The organism is Nocardia sp. X0981 (assembly GCF_977089955.1).
Window position 1 is genome coordinate 4,699,946 of sequence record NZ_OZ372435.1, and the last position, 22,399, is coordinate 4,722,344.

The following is a 22,399-nucleotide window of genomic DNA, read 5'->3' on the forward strand; positions in this document are numbered from 1 at the left end:
CACCGCGCGGATATCGAGTTAGGGTGCATCCATGCAACGGCTTCGGGACTGGGCACTGGCGGCAGGTGTCGCGGTGTTCCAGCTCGTCTCCGGAATCTCCGGGCCTCCGGCCGGGTGGATACTGCTGGTCGCCGGCGGACTGTCGTTGGCCGCCGGGCGCCGGGCGCCGATCGTGGTGCTGGCGGTAACGGGGCTGACGACATTGGCGTACCGGACCCTCGGGGTGGACGTACCCGCGGTGGCGTTCCTGTTCGCCGTGTACGCGGCGTTCCGGGCGGGTCAGCGGGTGGCGGCCGTGGCGGGGTCGGTGGTCATGGTGCTCGCCGTTCCCTTCGCGTTACTGGCCTCCTCGCGCGGACTGCCCCTGGATGATGCGCTCGCGCAGACCCGGGACGTGCTGCAACTGGCATGGCTGGTAGCCGCGGGCGCGGCGGGTGAGGCGCTGCGGCAGGCCGAGCGGCGGGCCGACGAGGCCGAACGTACCCGCGAGGAGACCGCGCGGCGGCGGGCCGACGAGGAGCGGTTGCATATCGCGCGGGAGCTGCACGATTCACTGACCCACCAGATCTCGGTGATCAAGGTGCAGGCCGAGGTGGCCGTCCACCTGGCCCGCCGCCGCGGGGAACAGGTGCCCGAAGCGCTGCTGGCCATTGTGGAGGCCGGGCGCGAGGCGTCCCGGGAACTGCGGGCCACCCTGGAAGCTCTGCGCGACGAGCGCGAACCCTCGCATGGGCTCGACCGAGTGGCGGAGCTGGTGGACCGGGTCCGCACGACCGGTCTGGACGCCCGGTTGACGGTAGCGGGCCGGCGCGGCACGCTACCGGCGGCCGTGGACCGGACCGCCTACCGGATCGTCCAGGAGTCGCTGACCAACATCACCCGGCACGCCGCCGCCGAAACCGCGTCGGTCCACATCGACTACCGGCCCGGCTCCCTCGTGATCCGGGTGGACGACGATGGCCGCGCCGCACCGGGCACCGAACCGGTACCGGGCGTGGGACTGCTCGGGATGTACGAGCGGGTCACCGCACTCGGCGGCCGGTTACAGGCCGCGCCCCGGAGCGGAGGCGGGTTCGCCGTCCGGGCCGAGCTGCCCGTGGACGGGGCGCCGTGATCCGCGTCCTGCTGGTCGACGACCAGCCGCTGATCCGCAGCGGTTTCCGCGCCCTGCTCGATATGGAGGACGATATCGAGGTGGTGGCCGAGGCCGGCGACGGCGCGCGAGGTGTCGAGCTGGCCCGCCAACACCTGCCCGATATCGCACTGGTGGATATCCAGATGCCCGTCGTGGACGGGGTGGAGATGACCCGGCGCATCGCCGCCGACCCGGCCTTGGCCGAGGTGCGCGTGGTGATCCTGACCAACTACGGCCTGGACGAGCACGTTTTCGACACCTTGCGCGCGGGCGCGGCCGGATTCCTGGTCAAAGACATCCACCCGGAGGATTTCCTGCATGCCGTCCGGGTCGCGGCCCGTGGGGAGGCGCTGCTCGCGCCCTCGATCACGCGCAAGCTGATCGATCGGTACGTCAGCCGACCACCGGCCTCCGGGCGGCCCCCCGCTCTGGCCGGGCTGACCAACCGTGAGCGGGAGGCGGTCGCCCTCGTGGCGCAGGGCCTGTCGAACGACGAGATCGCCGCCCATATGGTCATCAGTCCGCTGACCGCCAAGACCCACCTCAACCGGGCCATGGCCAAACTCCACGCCCGCGACCGCGCCCAACTGGTCGTGCTGGCCTATGAATCCGGGCTGGTGACCCCGCGCCGGACCTGAGCCCACCTCGCGCCGGGCGGATATCAGTCGCCACAGGCCCCGCAGGAGATGTCGAGCTGGGTGGCGGTGAGCGCCACCGCACTCACCCCGGCTGCGCCCGCCCACGCCGAGCCGCAGGCGGGCCGGTTCCCGGATCACCCTCGCGACGAGATCTGCTGCACGCCCCAACTGTTGCCGTCGGGGTCCTCGAAGAAGACGAATCCGACATTGTCGAGTGGGTCCGGTGTGGGCGAAGGATTTGCGCCCAGCACCTGGACATCGGTGACCGCGACGCCGCGCGCCACCAGTTCCTTGTGCGCCTGCTCGATATCGGGCACGACCAGCTGGAGTCCCTTCACGGAGCCGGGCTCCATCTTCGGGACCGCGCCTTCACCGATGACTATGGAGCAACCGGATCCCGGCGGTCCGGCTGGCCGGCCGGGCCGCGAACGTCGCGCGGTGGCCGGTGTCCTCCGGCGTCAGTGATCGCCGGTGCGCTCCTCGGGTGCGGACTCGGGCCGGGTGAGCGGCAGCCACACCGTGAACCGCGTATCACCGGGGCGGGAATCGACGCGAATATCCCCGCCGTGCTTGTTCACCACGATCCGGAACGAGATGTCCAAACCGAGCCCGGTGCCCTCACCCACCGGTTTGGTCGTGAAGAACGGCTCGAAGATCCGGTTCTGCGCCTCGGCCGGTACACCGGGGCCGGTATCCGAGATCTCCACTACCGCGCAATCGTTGTCGAGGCGGGTCCGCAGTGTCAGCGTGCCGCCGTCCGCCATCGCGTAGACGGCATTGTCGATCAGGTTGGTCCACACCTGGTTGAGTTCGGCGGCATAGCAGGGGATCTCGGGCAGCCTTCGATCGTAATCCTTCACCACCTCGATCGAATCGCCGATCTTGCGGCTGAGCATCACCAGTGTGCTGTCGAGCAATTCGTGCAGATCCACCACCTGGAACGGGGCCCGATCCATTTGCGAATACTGTTTGGCCGCGTGTACCAGGGTCGAGATCCGGCCGGTGGAATCGGCGATCTCGTTCATCAGCAATTCGGTTTCGATGGTGTAGTTCAGCCACCGGAACGCACCCTCGAGCACCTGGGCGGCCGAGCCCTCCAGAGTCGCCGCGACGCGTTCGAGCCAGTCGGTGTCGAAACCGGCCTGGACGAAATTGGGCGCCAGCTCCCAACCGTCGCGAATACCGTGGTCGTCGAGCCAGGCACCGAGCAGGTCCTCCCGATCCGCGGCCTCGATCGGCGACAGCTCCGGTGCCTTGGCCACCTGCGCCGCGGCCTCCTCCTGTAACCGGACCAGTGTTTCCAATACCGCGGTGTCGAATCTGCCCTGGGCCATCATGGCCAGTTTGTGCCGCATACCCGCGATACGGTCGCGCAGACCGGAGGTCGCGCGGACCGCCGCCGCCGCGGGATTGTTCAGCTCATGGGTCAGTCCGGCCGACAGCGACCCCAGCGCGAGGAGGCGTTCCCGTTGCGCGATCCGCGCATTGGTGTTGCGGTTGCCGAAGAACGCTCCCTCGAGCAGATGCACCGCCATCGGGAACCAGGTGCGCATCATCCGGGCGAAGATCTGCGCGTCGAGCACGAAGAACCGGGCTGTCCGGGTGGCGTAGAGGGAATTGCTGTAGTGGGTTTCGGCGCGCTCACCCAGATAGGAGGTCCAGGCTCCGGCATACGAGCCGCGATGGGCGGTGTGGACCATCTCGATTTCGCGGCCCCCCGACAGTTTGGTGAGCCGTACTTCGCCGTCCATCAGAACGTAGAAGCATGTCGCCGGGTCGCCCTCCCGGTACACCGGGCCGGGCTCGAGATGTTCGATACGGCCGTCGGCGCACAACCAGGCGAGCTGATCGTCGTCGAGTTTCTCGAACAGGAACAGTGTCCGCAGTTCGGTGGGATCGCAGATACTCATCCTCGGCCTTCCTACGCCAGGTATCGGTGCACGAGCATGACGGCCATGGCGCCTTCGCCGACCGCGGAGGCCACCCGTTTGGCGGATTCGGCGTGCACATCGCCGGCGACGAACACGCCCGGCACGCTGGTCTCCAGATGATGCGGTGGCCGCGGGAGCTCCCAACCCGCCGGCCGTTCGCCGTCGACGAGCAGATCGGGACCGGCAAGGACGTACCCGGCATCGTCGCGGTGCACCACGCCGTCGAGCCATTCGGTTTGCGGGGCGGCCCCGATGAACAGGAACAGCCGCTCCGCGGGGGCTTTTTCCTCGGTGCCGGTCCGGTTGTCCCGCAGTACCACGGTGTGCAGGTGGTCGTTGCCGTCGACCGCGATCACCTCGGTGCAGGTATGCACCCGGATGGTGGGCACCTGGGCGATCTGCTGGATCAGGTAGTACGACATGGACTTCTCCAGCGAGTCCCCCCGGACGACCAGGTGGACCGTGCGCGCGTGCCGGGACAGGAACATCGCCGCCTGCCCCGCCGAATTCGCACCGCCGACGATATAGACGTCGTGCCCGGCACATTCGGCGGCTTCGGTCATCGCCGAACCGTAGTAGACCCCGCGTCCCGTGTACTCGGCCACACCGGGCGCGGGATGCCGGCGGTAGTCGACGCCGGTGGCGATGATGACCGTATGGCCCGAGAGCGTGCCGCCGTCGCCGAAGCGCACGGTGCGGGCCGAACCGTTCACCTCGAGCCCGACCACCTCGCGGGTGGTGACCACCTCCGCGCCGAACTTGGCTGCCTGGCGCCGTGCCCGGTCGGCCAGCTGAGCTCCCGACAGGCCGTCCGGGAACCCCAGATAGTTCTCGATTCGGGAACTCTGTCCCGCCTGGCCCCCGGTGGCGGTGCGTTCGACCAGGACGGTCCGCAGCCCCTCCGAGGCGCCGTAGACGGCGGCTCCCAATCCGGCGGGGCCACCGCCGACGACGATGAGGTCGTAGAAATCGCCGGCCGGTTCGGTGCTCAGCCCCACGCTCGCGGCCAGTTCGCTGTCGCTGGGCTGGATCAGCGCCTGCCCGCTCTGGGTGATCACCACCGGGCAGCGGCGCGGATCGGCTCCGGCTGCCTCGAGCAGCCGCGCCCCTTCGGGCTCCTCGGCCGGGAACCAGCGATAGGGCAGCTGGTTCCGCGCCAGGAACTCCCGGATCTGCGACGAGCGGGGCGACCACCGATTGCCGACGATCTTGGTGCCGTGGACGGGGCGGTGTTCGCTGCTGCGCCAGGCGTCGAGCAGGCCGTCCAGGACCGGGTACAGCTTCTCCTCCGGGGGATCCCAGGGCTTGAGCAGGTAGTGGTCGAGATCGATGACGTTGATCGCATCGATGGCGGCATTGGTATCGGCATAGGCGGTCAGCAGTACCCGCCGGGCGTAGGGGTGGAGATCCATGGCCTGTTCGAGGAATTCGATACCGTCCATACCGGGCATCCGGTAGTCGGCGATGAGGATTGCGATGGATTGACCGCGCAACTTCATCTCCCGCAGCGCCTCCAGCGCCTGCGGACCCGATTCGGCCCGCAGGATCCGGTAGTCGCCGCCGTAGCGGCGCCGCAGATCGCGGACGACGGCCCGGGATACCCCCGGGTCGTCGTCGACACTGAGAATGGCGGGCTTGATGGCAGCGGGGGAACTCACCTGACGAGTATGGCCGTCGGTGGCCCGGCGCGCTGCACGACAACCGTTGCCCGCTTCGGCTCGGGTCCCGGCCGCTCGTCGTGGCCACGGTGGTGCGGAGGCGGTCCGGGTTCATCGGGCCCCGGATTCGGCCCGGCTCCCGGGCGTCCCGATCGGTAAGGTACCTTCTTCAGGTGCGCACTTGCGCACATGATGTAGATTTGGGAAGGCCGGACAAGGAGCACAGACCTTGCTGCACGTATTACAGGACAGGGTGTTCGGACGATTGTTCGGCGCTCAGGTGGTCGCGCTGGTAGGGACCGGCCTGTTGACCGTCGCGCTGGGCCTGCTCGCCTACGATCTGGCCGGTGGGGCGGCGGGGGAGGTACTGGGCACGGCGCTGGCGATCAAAATGGTGGCCTACGTGGTGGTGGCCCCGGTGATCGCGGCGGTGACCGGCCATCTGCCGCGGCGCGCCGTACTGGTGACCGCCGACGCGGTGCGAGCGGTGGTGGCGGCGGCTCTTCCGTTCGTGGACCAGGTATGGCAGATCTATGCGCTGATCTTCGTGCTGCAAGCCGCCTCGGCCACCTTCACCCCCGCGTTCCAGGCGGTGATCCCGCAGGTGTTGCCCCGTGAGCGCGACTATACGGAGGCGCTGTCGCTGTCCCGGCTGGCCTACGACCTGGAAGCGGTGGTGTCACCGCTGCTGGCCGCCCTCGCGCTGATCGTGCTCGACTACCACGCGTTGTTCACCGGAACGGTCGCCGGGTTCCTCCTCTCCGGGTATCTGGTGGTGACGACCCCACTGCCCACACCGGACCCCCGGCCCGCCGCACCGCTGACCGCCCGGATCGTGCGGGGTACCCGCCTGATATCCGCACAGCCGGTGTTGCGCGGGTTGCTGGCCTTGGATGTCGTCGTAGCGGCCGCGACCGCGCTCGTACTGGTGAACACCGTGGTCTACGTGCGCGATCTGTTCGCCGGAACCGATACCGGTGTCGCGGTGGCACTGGGCTGCTACGGCGCCGGATCGATGCTGATCGCGCTGCTGATGCCGCGGCTGCTGGCCGGGCTACCCGATCGTGCGGTGATGCTGGCCGGGGCCGTGCTGACCGTGGCCGGACTGGCCGCCACCACCGTGCTGCTCGTGGTGGGGCCGCCCCTCGGCCTGGTGGCGCTCCTGCTGCTGTGGAGTGTGCTCGGCGCGGGTACCTCATCGATCGTCACCCCTTCCGCGCGGCTCCTGCGCTACCGGACCCAGCCGCAGGAGCGGACCGCGGTGTTCACCGCCCATTTCTCCCTGTCGCACGCGGCATTCCTGCTCACCTACCCGGTGGCCGGCTGGCTCGGTCCCGCCGCGGGTCACGGTATCTCCGCCGCCGTCTCGACGGTGATCGCTACACTCGCAGCAATCACCGCCACGCGGCTGTGGCCCGCCAGCGAGCCCGCCGCGGTGGCAGCGCGATGAAAGTGGTGACACTCATGGCCGACCACCCGGCGCGGCGTCCGGCACGGACCCCTGCCAGCCTCACCCATCCGGTCTCACCCGACCCGGCGCACCTCGGTGCCGCCACCGCCATGTTCCAGATGCTGTCCGACCCCACCCGATTGCATCTCCTGTGGCTGCTCACCCACGGCGAAGCCGATGTCACCGCCCTCACCGAAGCCTCCGGGGCCTCCCGCACCGCCGTCAGCCAGCATCTGGCCAAACTCCGTTTCACCGGTCTCGTGGACACCCGCAAAGAAGGGCGCCGCGTCATCTACCGTCTGCGCGGCGGCCACCTCGCCCGGCTCGTCCAGGAGGGCCTCAACCATGCCGACCACATCATCACCGGGGAACCGCCCCACGAATAGGTTCCGATCGCGGAGATATGTCCCGGCCCCGGCGAACGATACGTGGCGGCAGCGGCGCGCCGAGACCATGTTCTCGCCCCGGCGCGCCCGGACCCGGATCCGCCTCGGTCCGCCACATCCGCGGAACAGAGGCGGATCTCGCGGTCACGCTTCCGCCGCGGTCTCCGTGCCGCCTTCTTCGGCCTGCGCACCGGTATCCGGCACCGCTGCCAACTCCCCGGCCGCGGTCCCGTCGGTTTCCACCGCGGGCAGTAGCCGCGGCAACAGCGTCGAACCCGCGGTGGCGGCAGCCGCGGAAGCAGTCGCCAGCGTCCAGCCGACCGGTCCCAGCGGAGTGCAGCCGAAATACGTACCGACACCCGGGGTCATCACCACCACGCCGAGGACCGCACCACTGGCGGCGGTGGTGAGCCAGACCAGCGGACTGCGGTAACCGGCGACCAGTGTCTGGCCGAGCTGGGTGCCGATGAGGGCCACCAGTCCGATGGTGTCGGCGCGGCGTTGCGTCCCGGTGTAACGACCGGCCATCCACGCCACCGAGGCGCCGGTGGCCGTGGCGATCCCACGGACCGCGATGGTGCGCACCAGGTCGGCGCCCAGATGGGCCGGCGGGATATCGGCGAGCTGGCGGGCGCGTTGCTCCACCCAGTCGTCCTCGGGATCGGTTTGCTCCTGGTCACCCGCCAGGGCCAGCGCCAGCGCCGGGAACATATCGGTCAGCAGATTGACCAGCAGGAACTGCCGGGTCCCGAGCGGGGCGCGGCCCCCGACAGCGGTACCGAACAGGGTGAAAGCCACCTCGCCGGCATTACCACCCACCAGTACCGCCACCGCGTCCGCCACCCGCTGCCACATACTGCGGCCCTCGACCAGCGCATGCAGCAGCGCGCGCGGGTCCGGTTCGGTGAGCACCAGATCGGCCGCGTTACGGGCGGCAGCCGATCCGTGGGCCGCGATACCGATTCCGATATCGGCGGTGCGGATGGCGGCGGCGTCGTTGCTGCCGTCACCGGTCATGCCCACCACGTGGCCGGTGCGTCGCAGGGCGGCGACGATACGCACCTTCTGCTCGGGATCCACTCGGGCGAAAACGGTACTGCGCTCGATCAGCTCGGTCTGCCCGGTGTCGTCGAGAGCGTCGAGATCGGCTCCGGTGGTGACGGTATCCACGGTGATACCGAGTTGCCGGGCCACCGCCGCCGCGGTGACCGGATGGTCGCCGGTGATCATCCGGACGACCACCCCGTTCTCCTCGAGAGCGCGGACCAGATAGGGGGTTTGCGGACGCGGCGTATCGGCGATACCGAGGAAGCCGAGCAGCGTGAGCTTTTCGACCGCATCCTCCACATCGCCGGGATGGTCGCTGAGATCACGCCGGGCGACCACCAGAACGCGCAGGCCCTGCTCCGCGAGATCACGCACCATCGCGTCGGCGCGTTCACGCAGCCGGGGCGTCAGTTGCGCATCGGATTTCGCCCCCTTGCGCACTCGGGTGCAGCGCGGCAGTACCACCTCCGGCGCGCCTTTGACCACCAGCCGCAACCGGTGGGCGGTCTGTCCGAAGGTCGCCGCGTATCCCCGGTTGGATTCGAACGGTATCTCGTCGATGGGGTCCCACTGCCGGGTGTCCGAACCCAGCGTCTCCTCGGCGGCGTCGAGTACGGCCCGGTCGGTGGCGTGCAGGACCGGTCCGTCCTCGGGGTCGGGGCACGCCCGCGCGGCGGCCCGCAGCAACCGCCGGACGTCCTCGGTATCGGCATCGGGCGACCACTGTTCGTCGATATCGGCGAGAGCGGTCAGGCGTAACCGGCCCTCCGTGAGGGTCCCGGTTTTGTCGAAGCACAACGTATCGACTCGGCCGAGGGCCTCCACCGCGCGATTGGCGCGTACGAGGACGCCGTAGCGGGACAACCGCCGGGCCGCGGCGAGCTGCGCCACGGTGGCGACCAGCGGCAACCCCTCGGGGACCGCGGCCACGGCGACACCCACACCGTCGGCGATCGCCGCCCGCAGGGTGCGCCCGCGCAATCCGCCGAGAGCGGTGACGATCGCGCCGCCGGACAGGGTCAGCGGTAACGCCCGGTCGGTCAGCGCCCGCAGTTGCGCCTGCACGCCGCCCTTGTCCGGCGGCAACGCCCCCGCGGTCGCCCGCCCTGCCTGGGTGTCGGCGCCCACCGCGACCACAACCGCCAGCGCCTCTCCGCTCACCACCGTGGTCCCCTCGAAGACGAGACAGGCCCGGTCGCCCAGCGCCGCGCCCGGAGTGGCCTCGACGCGCTTGGGCACCGTCACCGATTCGCCGGTGAGCCCGGATTCGTCCATTTCCAGATCATCGGCGCGCAGCAGCCGGGCATCCGCGGGCACGACCTCGCCGGCCCGTACGGTGAACACGTCGCCGACCGCCAACCGGTCGGCGGGAACAGAGACCACCGGGGGATCCTCGGCCTCGATATCGGCCCGGAGGACGATACGGCCGGTCAGCCGCTCACCCTCGATGAGTTCGTGCAGTTCGTTCTCCGCGGCCTGGCGCTGACGCGCGGAGATCATCGCGTTGACCGTGAGCACCGACGACAGCAGCACCGCGTCGGAGGGGGAGCCGAGAATAGCGGTGGCGGCGGCCCCGACGCCGAGGACCGGAGTCAGCGGATCGGCGAGTTCCCGGCGCATATGCCCCAGGTAGGCCGTCAACGGTGCCATCCGGCTCGCCAGCACGCCGCGGGCCTCCGGCTGCGCGGTGATCCGGTCGTCCGGATGTTCCGGTTCCGGGAGCCGAGCCAGTACCTCGTCCGGTTCCAGGGCATGCCAGGGCAGCAGGGGCGCCGGTGTGTCCGGGATTCCGCCGCGGACCGCGCGGAAACCGGTCATCGCGCCGCTGAACAGGCCGGCGAAGTTGGCGGCGATCATCGGCGCGGTCCGGGAGCGGGCGGCCGGGGCGGCGGCCAAGAGCAGACCGGTGAGACTGCACGCCGACAGCGCCAGGGTGCGGCCGCGTTCGCTGACCTGCCGGGCGGGTTCCACCGCGGCCAGTGTCTGCTGGACCTGTCCGAGATCGCGGCACAGGATATCGGCCGACCAGGGAACCGGGGAGGCCTCGGTTGCGCAGCCGATCAGGCCGATGGCCACATCGGCGTGGTCGAGTGCCTTGTGCGCGCAGCTGCTGAGTACGGCGACCGTATGCCCGTCCTGCTGTAGCCGCTGCACATGCGCACTGATCGAATTGCGGGCGGAAACGAATTCATCGGCGAGACCGCGCAGTTCGTTCGCATCCCGATGCGCGGCCAAGACGACACGTAGTCCCGCCCGGCGCGCGGTGTTGAGCACCTCCTGCGCCCGCGGGTCCAGTTCCCGGCCGACCAGCACCCGGCCCAGGACCCGATCGCCGTGGCGTAGTTCGCGCCAGACCGGCCGGCTGGTGGCGCCGCGGTCCGGGGCGCCGGAGTTCGGGCGTACCAGCCGGATGGGTTGGCCGTTGCCTTCGGCGCTGCCGCCGCTGTCGTTGCTGTCCCACAGCAGTCGCTGGGCGGTGCTCCAGATCCGGGAGACCGGCCAGTCCTCATGGTCGGATTCGGCATCGAGGACGATCCGCCGGGAGATGACGAGGGCGTCGCCGTCGGCGACGAGGGCCGTCAGGCGATCCAGGCGTCGCCACGCCGCCGGATGCAGGGTCAGCACACCCGCACCGGCCAGCGCGGTCGATACCGTGGCGGCGAAGACCTCGCGACCGGCCCGGGCGGCCTTGGGAGCACCCAGCATCAGCGCATCCGGCACATCGGTGGTCCGGCCGACACCGGCCAGCATGGCGGCCCCCGCGAGCGAGGCGGCCGCCATCTCGTCGGCGACCCGTTCCACCGGGCCCTGCGGCATATCGATGGGCCGCCGGTAGGGCGGTAGCGGTTCGGCGACTCCGAAATGGTCGGCATCGACGATATCGGTCTCCCATTCCCGCCACTGCGCGTGGCGGGCCACGGCCTCGGTGAGCGCGAACCCGCGCTGTACGGTATCGGCGAGCAGGTTCGTCACCCCGCCCGTCGCGCCCTCGCCGAGTGCCGTGCCCGCGGCGTTGGCGATGGCCAGGAGGAGGTCGGTGCGGGTGTTGCCGAGCCTTTCCTCCAGATGCCCGCGCAGCCGCGGCTGGGCGTCGGTGAACGCCGCCACCGCCCGTACCCCGCGCATCAGGCCGCGCATCGGCAGCACCGTGCCCGCCGCGGAGATCGCGATGGCGCAGATATCTCCCGCGACCTCGATGGCCGCGGCCAGCACCGGCTCCCGGTCGGCGGGGAATTCGGCGGCCCGGCTCCAGCCCTCGTCGGCAACATGGGATTCCTGCTCGACCTCTTCCACCACGGCCAGCAGTTCGTCGAGGTCCGCGCCGGTGGACAGCGCCGTGACGATACGTCCGGTCACGGCATTGACCCGCCACCATTCCACGCCGCGCAGCCGGCTCAGATGCTGATCCAGCGCGCGGGTGACGGCCGAGCCGTGGCCGTTGTCCAGACCCTGGATCTCGATGGTCGCCCGGTCCTCGCAGACGGTGACCCGGCGCTGCGCGCGCCGGTCCCGCGGGTCGAGCAGCGCGGTGAGGTCGTCGCGCAACCGGTTGACCCGGCTCGGGGCCAGGGGCGCGACGCCGGCGGACACCATCCCGGCGGCTTTCTCGACGGTGCGTAACGGCGTTTCGACCACCTCGAGCCCCGCTTCCACGGCGCGCTGTGCTCCGGTGCGTGCCACCGAGGTGACGGCGGAGGCGGGGGTGGTGATCCACCAGCGTGGAGACAGCATGTTGCGCGCAGAGGGGGCCATACTGGGGCATCTACCCCGCGTATGCCGGTGCAAACGCTCCCGGCGACCGTTCGGGGACGGCGGTGACCGAGCAGCACCGAGGTGAGGAGTCGTCTCATGCGTTGTGTCGTATTCGGAGCCACCGGTTACCTCGGTGGGCGGCTGGTGCCGGAGCTGCTACGCGCCGGTCATACGGTGCGGGTGCTCGCGCGTACACCCGGGAAACTCGCCGATGCCCCGTGGCGGGACCAGGTGGATATCGTGCGCGGCGATGTGACCGTGGCGGAGGATCTACGGCGGGCGCTGGCCGGGCAGGAGGTCCTGTACTACCTGGTCCACTCCCTGACCCGGTCCGATTTCGACGAGGTGGACCGGCGTGCCGCGTCCCTCGTCGCCCACGCCGCGGCGTCGGCCGGGGTGGAGCGCGTGGTCTATCTCGGCGGCACGAATCCGGCCGGTGTAGCACTGTCGCGGCACCTGTCCTCGCGTGCCGAAGTGGGCCGTATCCTGCTCGACGGCGCCGTCCCGGCGATCGTGCTGCAGGCCGCGGTGGTGATCGGTTCCGGTTCGGCCAGTTTCGAGATGTTGCGCTACCTCACCGAGCGGCTACCGGTGATGGTCACCCCGCGCTGGGTCCGTTCACGTATCCAACCCATAGCGGTCCGCGATGTGCTCTACTACCTCACCCGTGCGGCCGGTGTACCCGGCACGGTGAACGGCGCGTTCGATATCGGCGGTCCGGATGTCCTCACCTATGAGGAGATGATGCGTGTCTATGCGGAGGTGGCCGGGCTCCCGCGCCGGGTGATCGTGCCGGTACCGGTACTCACCCCCTGGCTGTCGGCCCAGTGGATCAACCTGGTGACCCCGGTACCGAAGGCGATCGCGGTACCGCTGATGGAATCGCTGGTGCACGATGTGGTGTGCGGTGAGCACACCATCGCCGACCATGTACCCGACCCGCCCCAGGGGCTCACCGGTTACCGGCGTGCGGTGGAACTGGCCCTCACCCGGATCCGGGACCTGGATGTACCGACCCGCTGGTCGGACGCGGGGCCCGAACCGTCCGAGCCGCTGCCGACGGACCCGGAATGGTCCGGTGGCTCCCTGTATCAGGATGTCCGGGAACGGCGGACCACAGCCGATCCGGCGGCGTTGTGGTCGGTGATCGAAGCGATCGGTGGGGAACACGGCTGGTACTCCTTCCCGCTGGCCTGGTCGCTGCGCGGGTGGCTGGACCGGCTGGCCGGCGGGGCCGGGCTGCGCCGCGGCCGCCGTGATCCGCACCGATTACACGAAGGGGAGGCGCTGGACTGGTGGCGGGTGGAGCGTATAGAACGGCCGTCCCTGTTGCGTCTGCGCGCGGAGATGCGAGTGCCGGGGCGGGCCTGGCTCGAATTGGGTGTTCGCTCCGCGGATTCCGAGCCGGGGGCGGTCTATCGGCAGCGGGCCGTATTCGAGCCGCGCGGGCTGGCCGGTCACCTGTACTGGAAATCGATCGCGCCCTTCCACGCCGTGATCTTCGGGGGTATGACACGTAACATCACGGGCGCCGCGGAGGCGGCCGGCGGCCCGGACCCGGGGGCCCGGCCCGGTGGTGTACTGGACCGGGTGTGGCGGCTGCGAGGACGGAACGTGGCCGGCCGGGATTCTCCTGCGCGCGGCCGGTGAGGACTCTGCCCCGGGCGGCCCCGCCGGGTGACACGGCCGTCGTAACGGGTCGGATACCGCCGCTACGCTCGCCGGCATGTCGTTGGCATGGTTACGTTCCCACGCGGTGGCCTGGTCGCTGCCGCGGACTCCGCTGTCGTTGCCCGAGGCCCTCGCCGAGATGGAATTCGTGCAGGCCGATCCGATCCGTCATCCGGCCCGGGCCCAGGATCTGATCCTGCGGCACCGGGTCCGGGGTTATCGCGTGGGTGATCTCGACCGGAACTACCGCGCTCTCGGCATCGACGAGGACGTGCTCTACGCCTACGGTTACACCGTTCCCCGGTTACGGGCGGTACTGCATCCCCGGCGCCATCCACGCGGGAGGGACGGCGCATTCCCGCACGACGCGCGCTCGGCCGAAATCCTGGAGTTCGTCCGGGAACGCGGTGTGGTGCATCCACGGGATCTCCAGGCACATTTCGGGCACCGCGGTGTGGTCAACGCCTGGGGTGGAACCTCGTCGGCGACGACGGTGGCTCTCGAGGAACTGCACCGGTACGGCCTCCTGCGGGTAGCCGACCGGGTGTCCGGTATCCGGCGCTACGAGGTGGCGCCGCAACCGGATCTCGTCCTCGAGCCGCGGGCGCGCCGGCGTGAACTGGCGCTGCGTATCGCCCGCACTCTCGCCCCCGCCACCGAATCCACGCTCGCCGCGACGGTGAACCGCGCGGTGCGTCCCCTCGGCGGAGCGACCGGATCGGCCACGCTGCGGGAGCTCCTGGACACCGGTGAACTGTCCGCCGTCAGGGTCGACGGTATCCGCTATCTGTGGCCCGCCGACCTGACCCCCACCGACCGGACTCCGCCGGCACGGGTGCGTTTCCTCGCCCCCTTCGATCCGCTGGTCTGGGACCGGCAGCGGTTCGGCCGGATCTGGGGCTGGGACTATCGATTCGAGGCCTACACCCCGGTGGCGAAGCGGATTCGCGGGTACTACGCGATGCCCGTGCTGTGGCGTGACCGAGTGATCGGCTGGGCCACCTGCGCCGGCCGGGACAGCGAAGTAGAAGTGGGTTTCGTGGACGGCGCACCGAAAGGGAAAGCCTTCGCCACCGCACTCGACACCGAGATCGGCCGCCTGCGGGATTTCCTCGCCGAGAAATAGGGCATGTGAAAGCCCTGCAGACGAAGGTATCGGCTCGCGGTTTCCCGTGCGGGACAGCGGAGCGCAGCACGGGGCCGGTGCTCTTGGGTAATTCGCTCATCAGGGGTATGCCCTGCCTCGGTTCTCGTTCCGAGTTCGCTGGGCCGTGGATTGGGTGGCGTGCTTGTCGGGATGAGAAGGGCCCACCGTGCCGCCGCCGCTTCCTGCCTTTGATCAGTGAAAAATTATGTGCAACCTAGCTTTTCGGGTACTCGTCGCGTAACGATGCGCCCGCTTCCTTCGATCCGTGTGTGACACATAACACGTTCAACTGTGGATCGAGGTGGGGATTCGAATGTCTCCGATGCTGTCCAAGGGGCAGAATATGCCGCTGCCCGGGGATGCCGTGCAGATTGATGTGGTGCTGGGCTGGAGCGAATCGGAGGTGGAGGTCGACGCATCAGCGCTGCTCCTGGACGCCACCGGGAAAGTGCGCGCGGACGCGGATTTCGTGTTCTACAACCAGCCGGAAGCGCTCGACGGTGCCGTGCGCTTCCTCGGCGTCAGCGTCACCGAGGAGGGGGCGCAGGCCCGGCTCGCTCTCGATCTCTCAGCAATACCTGATGAAGTCTGCACACTCGCGCTGGCAGGCAGCCTCACCACCGGAAATTTCGGTGGCCTGGGCAAACTCGCCTTTCGCGTGGTCGACGCGGCGGGCCGCGTCCTCGCCGAATACCTGACTGCCGATGCCGTCACGGAATCGGCGTTCGTATTCGGTGAGGTATACCGCCGGGCCGGAATCTGGAAGGTGCGTGCGGTGGGGCAGGGTTGGGACACCGGACTGGCGGGTCTCGCCACAGATTTCGGAGTTGTGATCGAGGAGGATGAGCGCCATGACGAACTCATAGGTGCGCAAGGCGATATCGCCCTCACGGAGGAGGCCGCTCCGGCTCCTGTGACCGTGATCGGCGTCCGCGCCAGGAGCGACGAGCGACCCGACGGCCCGGATCCGCGCCCGGAGTCCTCGACGTCCCGCGGTGTCCGTACAGCGAAGCGGGCAGCACGCAAGAGCAAGCCGGTCGAGTTCGTCCTGGCCGAGAGCGATGCCTGGCAGCCGGCGCGATTGTTCTCGGTGGCGGGTATCGGTGCTGGTGACGAACAGGAGCGCCGCGCGACCTCGGCGCTGGTGGCGACCATGCAAGCGGTGCGCCCCTTCGCGCGGGCGCTGTGCGCGCGGATGGGTGCCCCTGCCGGCGCCTTCGAAGGTTATTTCGAGGTTCAATACGAGCGCGGGGACGGCAAGGTGATCCCCGACGCGGTGTTGCGCGTCGCGCGGGGGAGCAAACTGTGGACCGGTCTCCTGGAGGTCAAGACCGGGAACGGCAAACTCCGCCGGGAACAGCTGGAAAGTTATCTCGACGTGGCGCGCAAGAAGAAGTACGACGCGGTCATCAGCCTGTCCAATGATATCCCTGCGGGGGCGGGGGAGTTGCCGGTCGACGTAGATCGCCGAAAGCTCGCCAAGGTCGCACTGCGGCACCTCTCATGGGCCGAGGTGTCGCATGAGGCCCGCCGGCTCCTCGCCCATGGTGGGGTCGAGGACTCCCTGCAAGCTTGGCTGCTGGGTGAGTTCTTACGGTATCTGACCCATCCCCGGTCCGGAGCGGTGGAATTCGTGGACATGGGCCGGCACTGGGTCGCTGTGCGTGATGCCGTCACCGCCGGCACCCTGCGCGGTGGAGATCAGAAAGCGCTGGCCGTGGCGGAGCGGTGGGTCTCGCTGTCGCGGCATCTCGCGCTGCGGATGACAGCCGAGCTCGGGGTGACGGTGAAGCACGTCCTGCCACGTCGGTACAGCACCGATCCGGCGGCCCGCAACGCGGCGGTGGCCGAGCGACTCGCGGCCGAAGGCGGATTCGAATCGATCCTGCGCATACCGGACACAGCCGGAGATCTCATGGTGATCGCGGATGTGCGGACGAACAAGATCCGCTGTCGTACTACCGTTGCGGCCCCGGATGAGGGGACGGCGTCGCGCCGGTTGTCGTGGCTCCTGCGGCAGCTTCCGGAGGCACCTGGGGCCGTGCGGGTCGAGGCGGTGTTCTCCGAGCGCGGCAACGAAGTATGCGAGCATCTCGACACCGTGCGGGCGAACCCGAAGGTCCTCACCAGCGGGCGGTCGGGTGAGATCGTCTCCTTTTCACTGGAGCAGAGCTTTCCCATGGGCAGCCGTCGCTCCGGCACGGCTGCCGGCTTTGTCGCCAGTGTGACCGCCTCGATCGATAGTTTCTACGGGACCGTGGTCCAGCCGTTGCGGGAGTGGACGCCCGCCGCTCCGAAACCTGTCGAACAGCCGCCGGACTCTGCCGGTGTGTCGGTCGGAGAGTAGAGGAGGCGTCGCCGTCGGGCCTCGTAACGCCTGCCTGCGGACATGTTTGCCAGGAGGGGGCCCGGGTAGCCGGGGAGCGTATCGGCTCCGGCGGGGTGGCGGCCTGCGCGAGTGGAAGCCCTGCCGGAGCAATCGGACTCGGAGGAGTGGATATGCGGGCGGTGACCTGGCAGGGCAAACGCAAGGTAGCGGTCGAAAAGGTTCCGGATCCGGTGATCCGGGAGCCGCGGGATGCGATCGTGCGGGTGACCTCCACCGCTGTCTGCGGTTCCGATCTGCACCTCTATGAGCTGCTCGGGCCGTATATGACGCCCGGCGATATTCTCGGGCACGAGCCGATCGGCGTGGTAGAAGAGGTCGGTCCGGAAGTGACGAACCTGTCGCCCGGGGATCGGGTGGTGGTGCCGTTCCAGATCAGCTGCGGCCGCTGCGAGATGTGCGGGCAGGGTCTCATGACGCAGTGCGAGACGACACAGGTGCGGGACGAGGGCTGCGGTGCGGCGCTGTTCGGCTATTCGAAACTGTACGGCCGGGTGCCGGGTGGACAGGCGGAATATCTGCGGGTCCCGCACGCCGATTTCACGCATATCCGGGTACCCGAAGGGCCGGACGACACCCGTTATCTGTACCTGTCGGATGTCCTGCCCACCGCTTGGCAGGCCGTGGAGTACGCCGCTGTGCCGGAAGGGGGGTCGGTGACCGTGTTGGGTCTCGGCCCGATCGGCGATATGGCGGCGCGTATCGCGCAGCACCGGGGCCTGCGTGTGATCGGTGTGGATCTGGTGCCGGAACGGCTGGAGCGGGCGGCGGCGCGTGGTATCGAGACCATCGATCTGCGCGCGGTGGGCTCCGGTGTGGGTGAGGCGATCCGGGACCGCACCGACGGCCGCGGCACCGATGCGGTGATCGACGCGGTCGGTATGGAGGCGCACGGTTCGCCGCTCGCGTCGACAGCTCAGCGAGCGGCCTCGTATCTGCCCGCGAAGGTGGCCCGGCCCACCATGGATACGGTGAGTGTGGACCGGCTCGCGGCGCTGTACAGTGCGATCGATATCGTGCGGCGCGGGGGCACCATATCGCTGGTCGGTGTGTACGGCGGCGTGGTGGACCCGGTTCCCATGCGTACGCTGTTCGACAAGCAGATCCAGTTGCGGATGGGGCAGGCCAATGTGAAGCGGTGGGCCGATTCCATTCTCCCGCTGCTCGACGACAGTGATCCGCTGGGTGTGGATACCTTCGCCACCCATCGGGTGCCGCTCTCGGAAGCACCGGATGCGTATCGCATGTTCCAGGAGAAAGCGGACGGCGCGGTCAAAGTCGTACTCGACCCTGCCGCCTAGCTGTAGTTCCCCGTGAGGTTGTGAACGCGGGCTGCGGGAGTTTGGCCGCCGAGGCTCGTGTGTGGGCGGTGCTGCTGGCTCAGGCGAAGGCCAGGTATCCCGCCAGCCCGATGCCGCAGAGGGCCACGCCTGTGCGTACGGCGGTCGGGGGCAGCCGGGCCACGAGCGGCGGGCCGCACCAGCCGCCGGCGAAGGCACCGAGGCCCATGGCCGCCGCGGCCGCCCAGTGCACCGGCCCGAAGACGGCGAAGCCGATCGCGGCGACGAGGTTGGCGACCCCCGTCAGCACGCTTTTGAGGATGCTGGCCCGCCACATCGTTTCGGAGGTGCACACCAGGATGAGGGCCAGGAACATCACGCCCACCCCGGCCCCGAAGTAACCGCCGTAGAGGCCGACCACCGCGGTCGCCAGCGGATACAGGCGCGGGAAGGTCCTACCGCCGGCCAGCGCGCGTAGTTTCGGCTGGAGCAGCAGGCTCGCGGACGCGGCGGCGATGAGGACCGGTACCACGGCGGTGAAGATTTCCGCCGGGGTCGTCAGGAGTAGAGCGGCGCCGCCCAGCCCGCCGAAGGCGGCGCACGCGGCGTGCAGGGCCAGTGTCCGGCGGTTGCCGGTGAGCGCCGCGCCCGCCTTCGCTGTGGAGCCGGCGCCGACGGCGACCAGGGCGACGGTATTGGTGACATTCGCCGAGACCGGCGAGAGGCCGGCGGCCAGCAGTGCGGGGTAGGAGATCAGCGACGCGATACCGGTGACGTAGCCGACCAGACCGGCGAGGAATCCCGCGACCGCGACGAGGGTGAAAGTGAGCGCTGTCAACGTGGCGGTCTCCTGGTGGAACGGCTGCCGACGTGGTGTGCCGCCGTAGCGGGCGGCGCGGGATCGGGCCGGGGGCGATCAGCCAGCATAACGGCCGTACGGTTCGGGGCTGAGCGCGGGCGGGGTATGGGAACTGTAGAGGAGGCGGTGGCGCCCTCGGGTGCCAAATTTGCGACTTGTATCCACAATGTCCCAATTCATGCTTGAACTCGGCGGCGAAGTGCGGAATACCTGGGAGAGTTGTCGATATCGCGACAGCGCGTGGTACGGGACCGAAGGAGGCATACTGTGCGCACATTCACCGGCAAGGAGCAGGTACTCGCCGCGGTGGGGGAGACCCTGGGATCGAGCGACTGGGTGGAGGTCACCCAGCAGATGGTCGACCTCTTCGCCGAGGCGACAGGAGACCACCAGTGGATCCACGTCGATCCGGAGCGGGCGAAACGGGAGAGCCCGTTCGGCGGGCCGATCGCGCACGGCTATCTCACCCTCTCGCTGCTGCCGCTGCTCGGTTCACAGATCTTCGGCTTCGAGAACGCGAAACTCGGGATCAACTACGGTTCCGACAAGGTCCGATTCCCGAGTCCGGTGCCGGTGGGTGTGAAGGTGCGCTCGACCGCGGTTCTGGTGGACGCCCGCGAAGTGGCCGACGGCGCGCTACAACTGGTGGTGCGGCACACGGTGGAAACCGAGGGCGGCGCCAAGCCCGCGCTCATCGCGGAGGCGGTGAGCCGGGTCGTCTTCTGATCCGTGCGCCGGTCACATTTCAGCGGTCGGCATCGGTGAAGCGGATGACCCCGCGAATATTACGGCCCTCGAGCATGTCGGTGACACCGTCGTTGATCTGTTCGAGGGAATACTCGCGGGTGATCATATCGCCGAGGCCGAGTTCACCGAGTTTGTAGAGCGCGAGTACCTCCGGGATGAGCAGTTGCGGATTTCCGCCGCCGAACAGGGTGCCGCACAGGCTCTTCTGCTGAAAGGTCAGCGCGGACAGGTTCATCCGGGGGTTGGTATCGGAGGCGTCTCCGGTGGCGGCGAGTACGCAGGTACCGCCCTTCGCGGTGACGCGCATCCACTTGGCCAGATCGTGGCCGTCGCAGCGGCCGACGGCCACGATCACCGTCCGGCACATCTGCCCGCCCGTGACCTCCGAGATACCGCCGATCGCCGAATCGATATCGGAATAGGTGTGGGTGGCGCCGAACTTCGCGGCCTGCGCGCGTTTGGCCTCGATCGGATCCACCGTGAAGATGCGACGGGCTCCCGAGATCACCGCCGCCTGTACGGCGGCCGTCCCGACCGCGCCCGCGCCGATCACCGCCACGTCCTCGCCGGGGCGGACGGTAGCGGTGTTCACCACGGCGCCGTACCCGGTGGTGACGCTGCAGCTGGCGAGGCAGGCGATATCGAAAGGGATCGACGGGTCGATCTTCACCACCGAACTCTTGTGGACCACCGCATACGGTGCGAAAGCGCCGATCAGCGAAGTCGGGTGCACATTGTGCCCGCGTGCGCGAATGCGGAAGGTGTCGTCGGAAACGGCACCGCGGGTGAGTAGGTCCTGCCCTCGATCACACAGGTTGTGGTGACCGGATAGACAGGACTGGCATATACCGCAGGCGGGAATGAAGGAGAAGACCACGTGATCGCCCACGCTGAGCTGTTCCACCCCGGCGCCGGCCTCGACGATCACCCCGGCGCCCTCGTGGCCGCCGAGAATGGGGAATTCCGCGGTGGGCACATCGCCGCTGGCCAGACGCTGGTCGAACTGACACAGCCCGGCGGTTTCGACCCGGACCTTCACCTCCCCGTGCTGCGGGTCGCCGATCTCGATCTCCTCGACCGACCACGGCTGCGCGTAATCCCAGATCAATGCGCCCTTGGATTTCATCGGCTTCCCTTACTCGTCGTGGCGGTGCCGCGGTGCGCGGCAGTACCCAGGTTGCCCGATAATCATATTCTCGGAAAGAGAATATGAGATTTTCCCGGAGTTCGGTGGATGATCACCGCGATACCGGCCCGGCGCCGCCCGAATCGCCGCGCCCCATCAGTACCGGGCGGAGCCGAGGTCGACCGAGATACCGCTCGCGGTGACGAACCGGGACTCGTCCCCGGCCGGTCGGCACACCGCATCCGGGATGTCCTCCGGCTGGGCCACTCCCTCCGGTAGCAGCGGGGTGTTCATCCCCGCCGGCAGTCGACGGGGTTCCGCCGCCCGGAGCCCCGCGCGCACCCGGACGCGGGCGGCGGACGGGGCGGGGTAGATGAGAAGCGCTATGTAGTGAGCGCTTTGACGGCGAGCTCCGCCAATTCCGGGCGGCAGATCAGCAGATCGGGAAGGTAGGGGTCGGGGCTGTTGTAGCGCAAAGGAGTTCCGTCGATCCGGGAGACATGGAGTCCGGCCGCGGCCGCCACGGCGACCGGGGCACAGGAATCCCATTCGTACTGTCCGCCCGAATGCGCGTAGATATCGGCGACCCCGCGCACCACCGCCATGGCCTTGGCGCCGGCCGACCCCATCGGTACCGCGGTCGCCGAGAGCCGGGCCACCAACTGCCGGACCTCGAACGAGGGGCGACTGCGGGACAGTGCCACCCGCACGGTACCGGCCGGCGGCGGTGGCGCCGGGGTGGGCGGGTTGCCGGTGTGCAGCACCAGCCCCTCGGCGGGCAGTGCCACGGCCCCGGCGGCGGGCGCCCCGTCCACCGCCAGCGCCACGTGCACCGCCCAGTCCGAGCGCCCCGGTTCGCCGTATTCGCGGGTACCGTCCAGCGGATCGACGATCCATACCCGGGACCGTTGGACGCGGGCGGTATCGTCCGGCGATTCCTCCGAGAGCACCGCGTCGTCCGGGCGTTCCCGGGCCAGGCGGTCGAGCAGAAAGGTGTTGGAGCGCTGATCACCGACTCTGCCGCCGAGGTCGCGGATGCCGAGCAGGAGTTCGCCGGCTTCTCCGGCCAGTGCCGCGGCGAGCGCGTGGTCGTCCATGGGGGTCCTTCCCGGCGGTCCGTACCGCCCAGATCCATATACCACGCTGTACCGGGCGGGTATCGCGCGGCGACACCCGAGGACCGGG

The 22,399-nt window shown here is 69.2% G+C and carries 16 protein-coding genes and 1 pseudogene; 9 read left to right on the top strand and 8 right to left on the bottom strand.

Annotated elements, in window-relative coordinates:
- Positions 1-31 precede the first annotated feature (31 nt).
- Positions 32-1,114, top strand: coding sequence for a sensor histidine kinase (locus ACYR7D_RS20635; protein ID WP_459546173.1), 1,083 nt, complete (start codon positions 32-34; stop codon positions 1,112-1,114).
- Complete coding sequence (locus tag ACYR7D_RS20640; protein ID WP_459546174.1) at positions 1,111-1,773, top strand: response regulator; 663 nt, start codon at positions 1,111-1,113, stop codon at positions 1,771-1,773. The genes ACYR7D_RS20635 and ACYR7D_RS20640 overlap by 4 nt, the downstream gene beginning before the upstream one ends.
- A 134-nt stretch (positions 1,774-1,907) precedes the next feature.
- Here ACYR7D_RS20640 and ACYR7D_RS20645 read toward each other — a convergent pair whose 3' ends face one another.
- From ACYR7D_RS20645 to ACYR7D_RS20655, 3 genes are all read right to left on the bottom strand, one after another.
- On the bottom strand, positions 1,908-2,111 hold the full coding sequence (locus tag ACYR7D_RS20645; RefSeq protein ID WP_459546175.1) for a hypothetical protein: 204 nt from the start codon (positions 2,109-2,111) through the stop codon (positions 1,908-1,910).
- A 120-nt stretch (positions 2,112-2,231) separates the two neighbouring features.
- The gene (locus ACYR7D_RS20650; RefSeq protein ID WP_459546176.1) at positions 2,232-3,683 is read right to left on the bottom strand and encodes an ATP-binding protein; all 1,452 of its coding nucleotides are present in this window, start codon (positions 3,681-3,683) and stop codon (positions 2,232-2,234) included.
- Between the two features lie 11 nt (positions 3,684-3,694).
- Positions 3,695-5,362 (bottom strand): NAD(P)/FAD-dependent oxidoreductase, encoded by a 1,668-nt coding sequence (locus ACYR7D_RS20655; RefSeq protein ID WP_459546177.1) that lies wholly within the window; start codon positions 5,360-5,362, stop codon positions 3,695-3,697.
- Positions 5,363-5,591: 229 nt separating this feature from the next.
- Between ACYR7D_RS20655 and ACYR7D_RS20660 the strand changes: the two genes are divergently transcribed.
- Both ACYR7D_RS20660 and ACYR7D_RS20665 read left to right on the top strand, forming a co-directional pair.
- The gene (locus tag ACYR7D_RS20660; protein ID WP_459546178.1) at positions 5,592-6,812 is read left to right on the top strand and encodes an MFS transporter; all 1,221 of its coding nucleotides are present in this window, start codon (positions 5,592-5,594) and stop codon (positions 6,810-6,812) included.
- Complete coding sequence (locus ACYR7D_RS20665) at positions 6,809-7,198, top strand: ArsR/SmtB family transcription factor (protein WP_459546179.1); 390 nt, start codon at positions 6,809-6,811, stop codon at positions 7,196-7,198. The genes ACYR7D_RS20660 and ACYR7D_RS20665 overlap by 4 nt, the downstream gene beginning before the upstream one ends.
- 144 nt (positions 7,199-7,342) lie before the next feature.
- On the opposite strand, the gene ACYR7D_RS20670 is transcribed toward ACYR7D_RS20665, so the two are convergent.
- Positions 7,343-11,998, bottom strand: a complete 4,656-nt coding sequence (locus tag ACYR7D_RS20670; RefSeq protein ID WP_459546180.1) for an HAD-IC family P-type ATPase — start codon at positions 11,996-11,998, stop codon at positions 7,343-7,345.
- 96 nt (positions 11,999-12,094) lie between these two features.
- Here ACYR7D_RS20670 and ACYR7D_RS20675 point away from each other — a divergent pair, with 96 nt between their 5' ends.
- The 4 genes from ACYR7D_RS20675 to ACYR7D_RS20690 all read left to right on the top strand — a co-directional run bounded on the left by ACYR7D_RS20675 (position 12,095) and on the right by ACYR7D_RS20690 (position 18,503).
- Complete coding sequence (locus tag ACYR7D_RS20675) at positions 12,095-13,648, top strand: SDR family oxidoreductase (protein WP_459546181.1); 1,554 nt, start codon at positions 12,095-12,097, stop codon at positions 13,646-13,648.
- Between the two features lie 76 nt (positions 13,649-13,724).
- Positions 13,725-14,795: a DNA glycosylase AlkZ-like family protein gene (locus tag ACYR7D_RS20680; RefSeq protein WP_459546182.1), complete on the top strand. Its 1,071-nt coding sequence runs from the start codon at positions 13,725-13,727 to the stop codon at positions 14,793-14,795.
- A gap of 334 nt (positions 14,796-15,129) precedes the next feature.
- On the top strand, positions 15,130-17,163 hold the full coding sequence (locus ACYR7D_RS20685; protein ID WP_459546183.1) for a TerD family protein: 2,034 nt from the start codon (positions 15,130-15,132) through the stop codon (positions 17,161-17,163).
- A 152-nt stretch (positions 17,164-17,315) separates the two neighbouring features.
- Entirely contained in the window at positions 17,316-18,503 is a 1,188-nt protein-coding gene (locus tag ACYR7D_RS20690) for a zinc-dependent alcohol dehydrogenase (RefSeq protein WP_459546184.1), read from the top strand.
- A gap of 79 nt (positions 18,504-18,582) precedes the next feature.
- Here ACYR7D_RS20690 and ACYR7D_RS20695 read toward each other — a convergent pair whose 3' ends face one another.
- Complete coding sequence (locus ACYR7D_RS20695) at positions 18,583-19,320, bottom strand: sulfite exporter TauE/SafE family protein (protein ID WP_459546185.1); 738 nt, start codon at positions 19,318-19,320, stop codon at positions 18,583-18,585.
- 288 nt (positions 19,321-19,608) lie between these two features.
- Here ACYR7D_RS20695 and ACYR7D_RS20700 point away from each other — a divergent pair, with 288 nt between their 5' ends.
- Entirely contained in the window at positions 19,609-20,067 is a 459-nt protein-coding gene (locus tag ACYR7D_RS20700) for a MaoC family dehydratase (protein WP_459546186.1), read from the top strand.
- A 19-nt stretch (positions 20,068-20,086) separates the two neighbouring features.
- On the opposite strand, the gene ACYR7D_RS20705 is transcribed toward ACYR7D_RS20700, so the two are convergent.
- From ACYR7D_RS20705 to ACYR7D_RS20715, 3 genes and pseudogenes are all read right to left on the bottom strand, one after another.
- Positions 20,087-21,214 (bottom strand): NDMA-dependent alcohol dehydrogenase, encoded by a 1,128-nt coding sequence (locus ACYR7D_RS20705; protein WP_459546187.1) that lies wholly within the window; start codon positions 21,212-21,214, stop codon positions 20,087-20,089.
- A 156-nt stretch (positions 21,215-21,370) separates the two neighbouring features.
- A pseudogene (locus tag ACYR7D_RS20710) lies at positions 21,371-21,511 on the bottom strand (SDR family mycofactocin-dependent oxidoreductase); the annotation flags it as partial.
- 86 nt (positions 21,512-21,597) lie between these two features.
- Entirely contained in the window at positions 21,598-22,311 is a 714-nt protein-coding gene (locus ACYR7D_RS20715; RefSeq protein WP_459546188.1) for a 3'(2'),5'-bisphosphate nucleotidase CysQ, read from the bottom strand.
- Between the last annotated feature and the right edge of the window lie 88 nt (positions 22,312-22,399).

Coding starts and splice junctions, on each gene's coding strand:
- ACYR7D_RS20650 (WP_459546176.1), bottom strand. CDS start 3,683: ATGAGTATCTGCGATCCCACCGAACTGCGGACACTGTTCCTGTTCGAG.
- ACYR7D_RS20705 (WP_459546187.1), bottom strand. CDS start 21,214: ATGAAATCCAAGGGCGCATTGATCTGGGATTACGCGCAGCCGTGGTCG.
- ACYR7D_RS20675 (WP_459546181.1), top strand. CDS start 12,095: ATGCGTTGTGTCGTATTCGGAGCCACCGGTTACCTCGGTGGGCGGCTG.
- ACYR7D_RS20670 (WP_459546180.1), bottom strand. CDS start 11,998: ATGGCCCCCTCTGCGCGCAACATGCTGTCTCCACGCTGGTGGATCACC.
- ACYR7D_RS20680 (WP_459546182.1), top strand. CDS start 13,725: ATGTCGTTGGCATGGTTACGTTCCCACGCGGTGGCCTGGTCGCTGCCG.
- ACYR7D_RS20685 (WP_459546183.1), top strand. CDS start 15,130: ATGTCTCCGATGCTGTCCAAGGGGCAGAATATGCCGCTGCCCGGGGAT.
- ACYR7D_RS20715 (WP_459546188.1), bottom strand. CDS start 22,311: ATGGACGACCACGCGCTCGCCGCGGCACTGGCCGGAGAAGCCGGCGAA.
- ACYR7D_RS20690 (WP_459546184.1), top strand. CDS start 17,316: ATGCGGGCGGTGACCTGGCAGGGCAAACGCAAGGTAGCGGTCGAAAAG.
- ACYR7D_RS20665 (WP_459546179.1), top strand. CDS start 6,809: ATGAAAGTGGTGACACTCATGGCCGACCACCCGGCGCGGCGTCCGGCA.
- ACYR7D_RS20635 (WP_459546173.1), top strand. CDS start 32: ATGCAACGGCTTCGGGACTGGGCACTGGCGGCAGGTGTCGCGGTGTTC.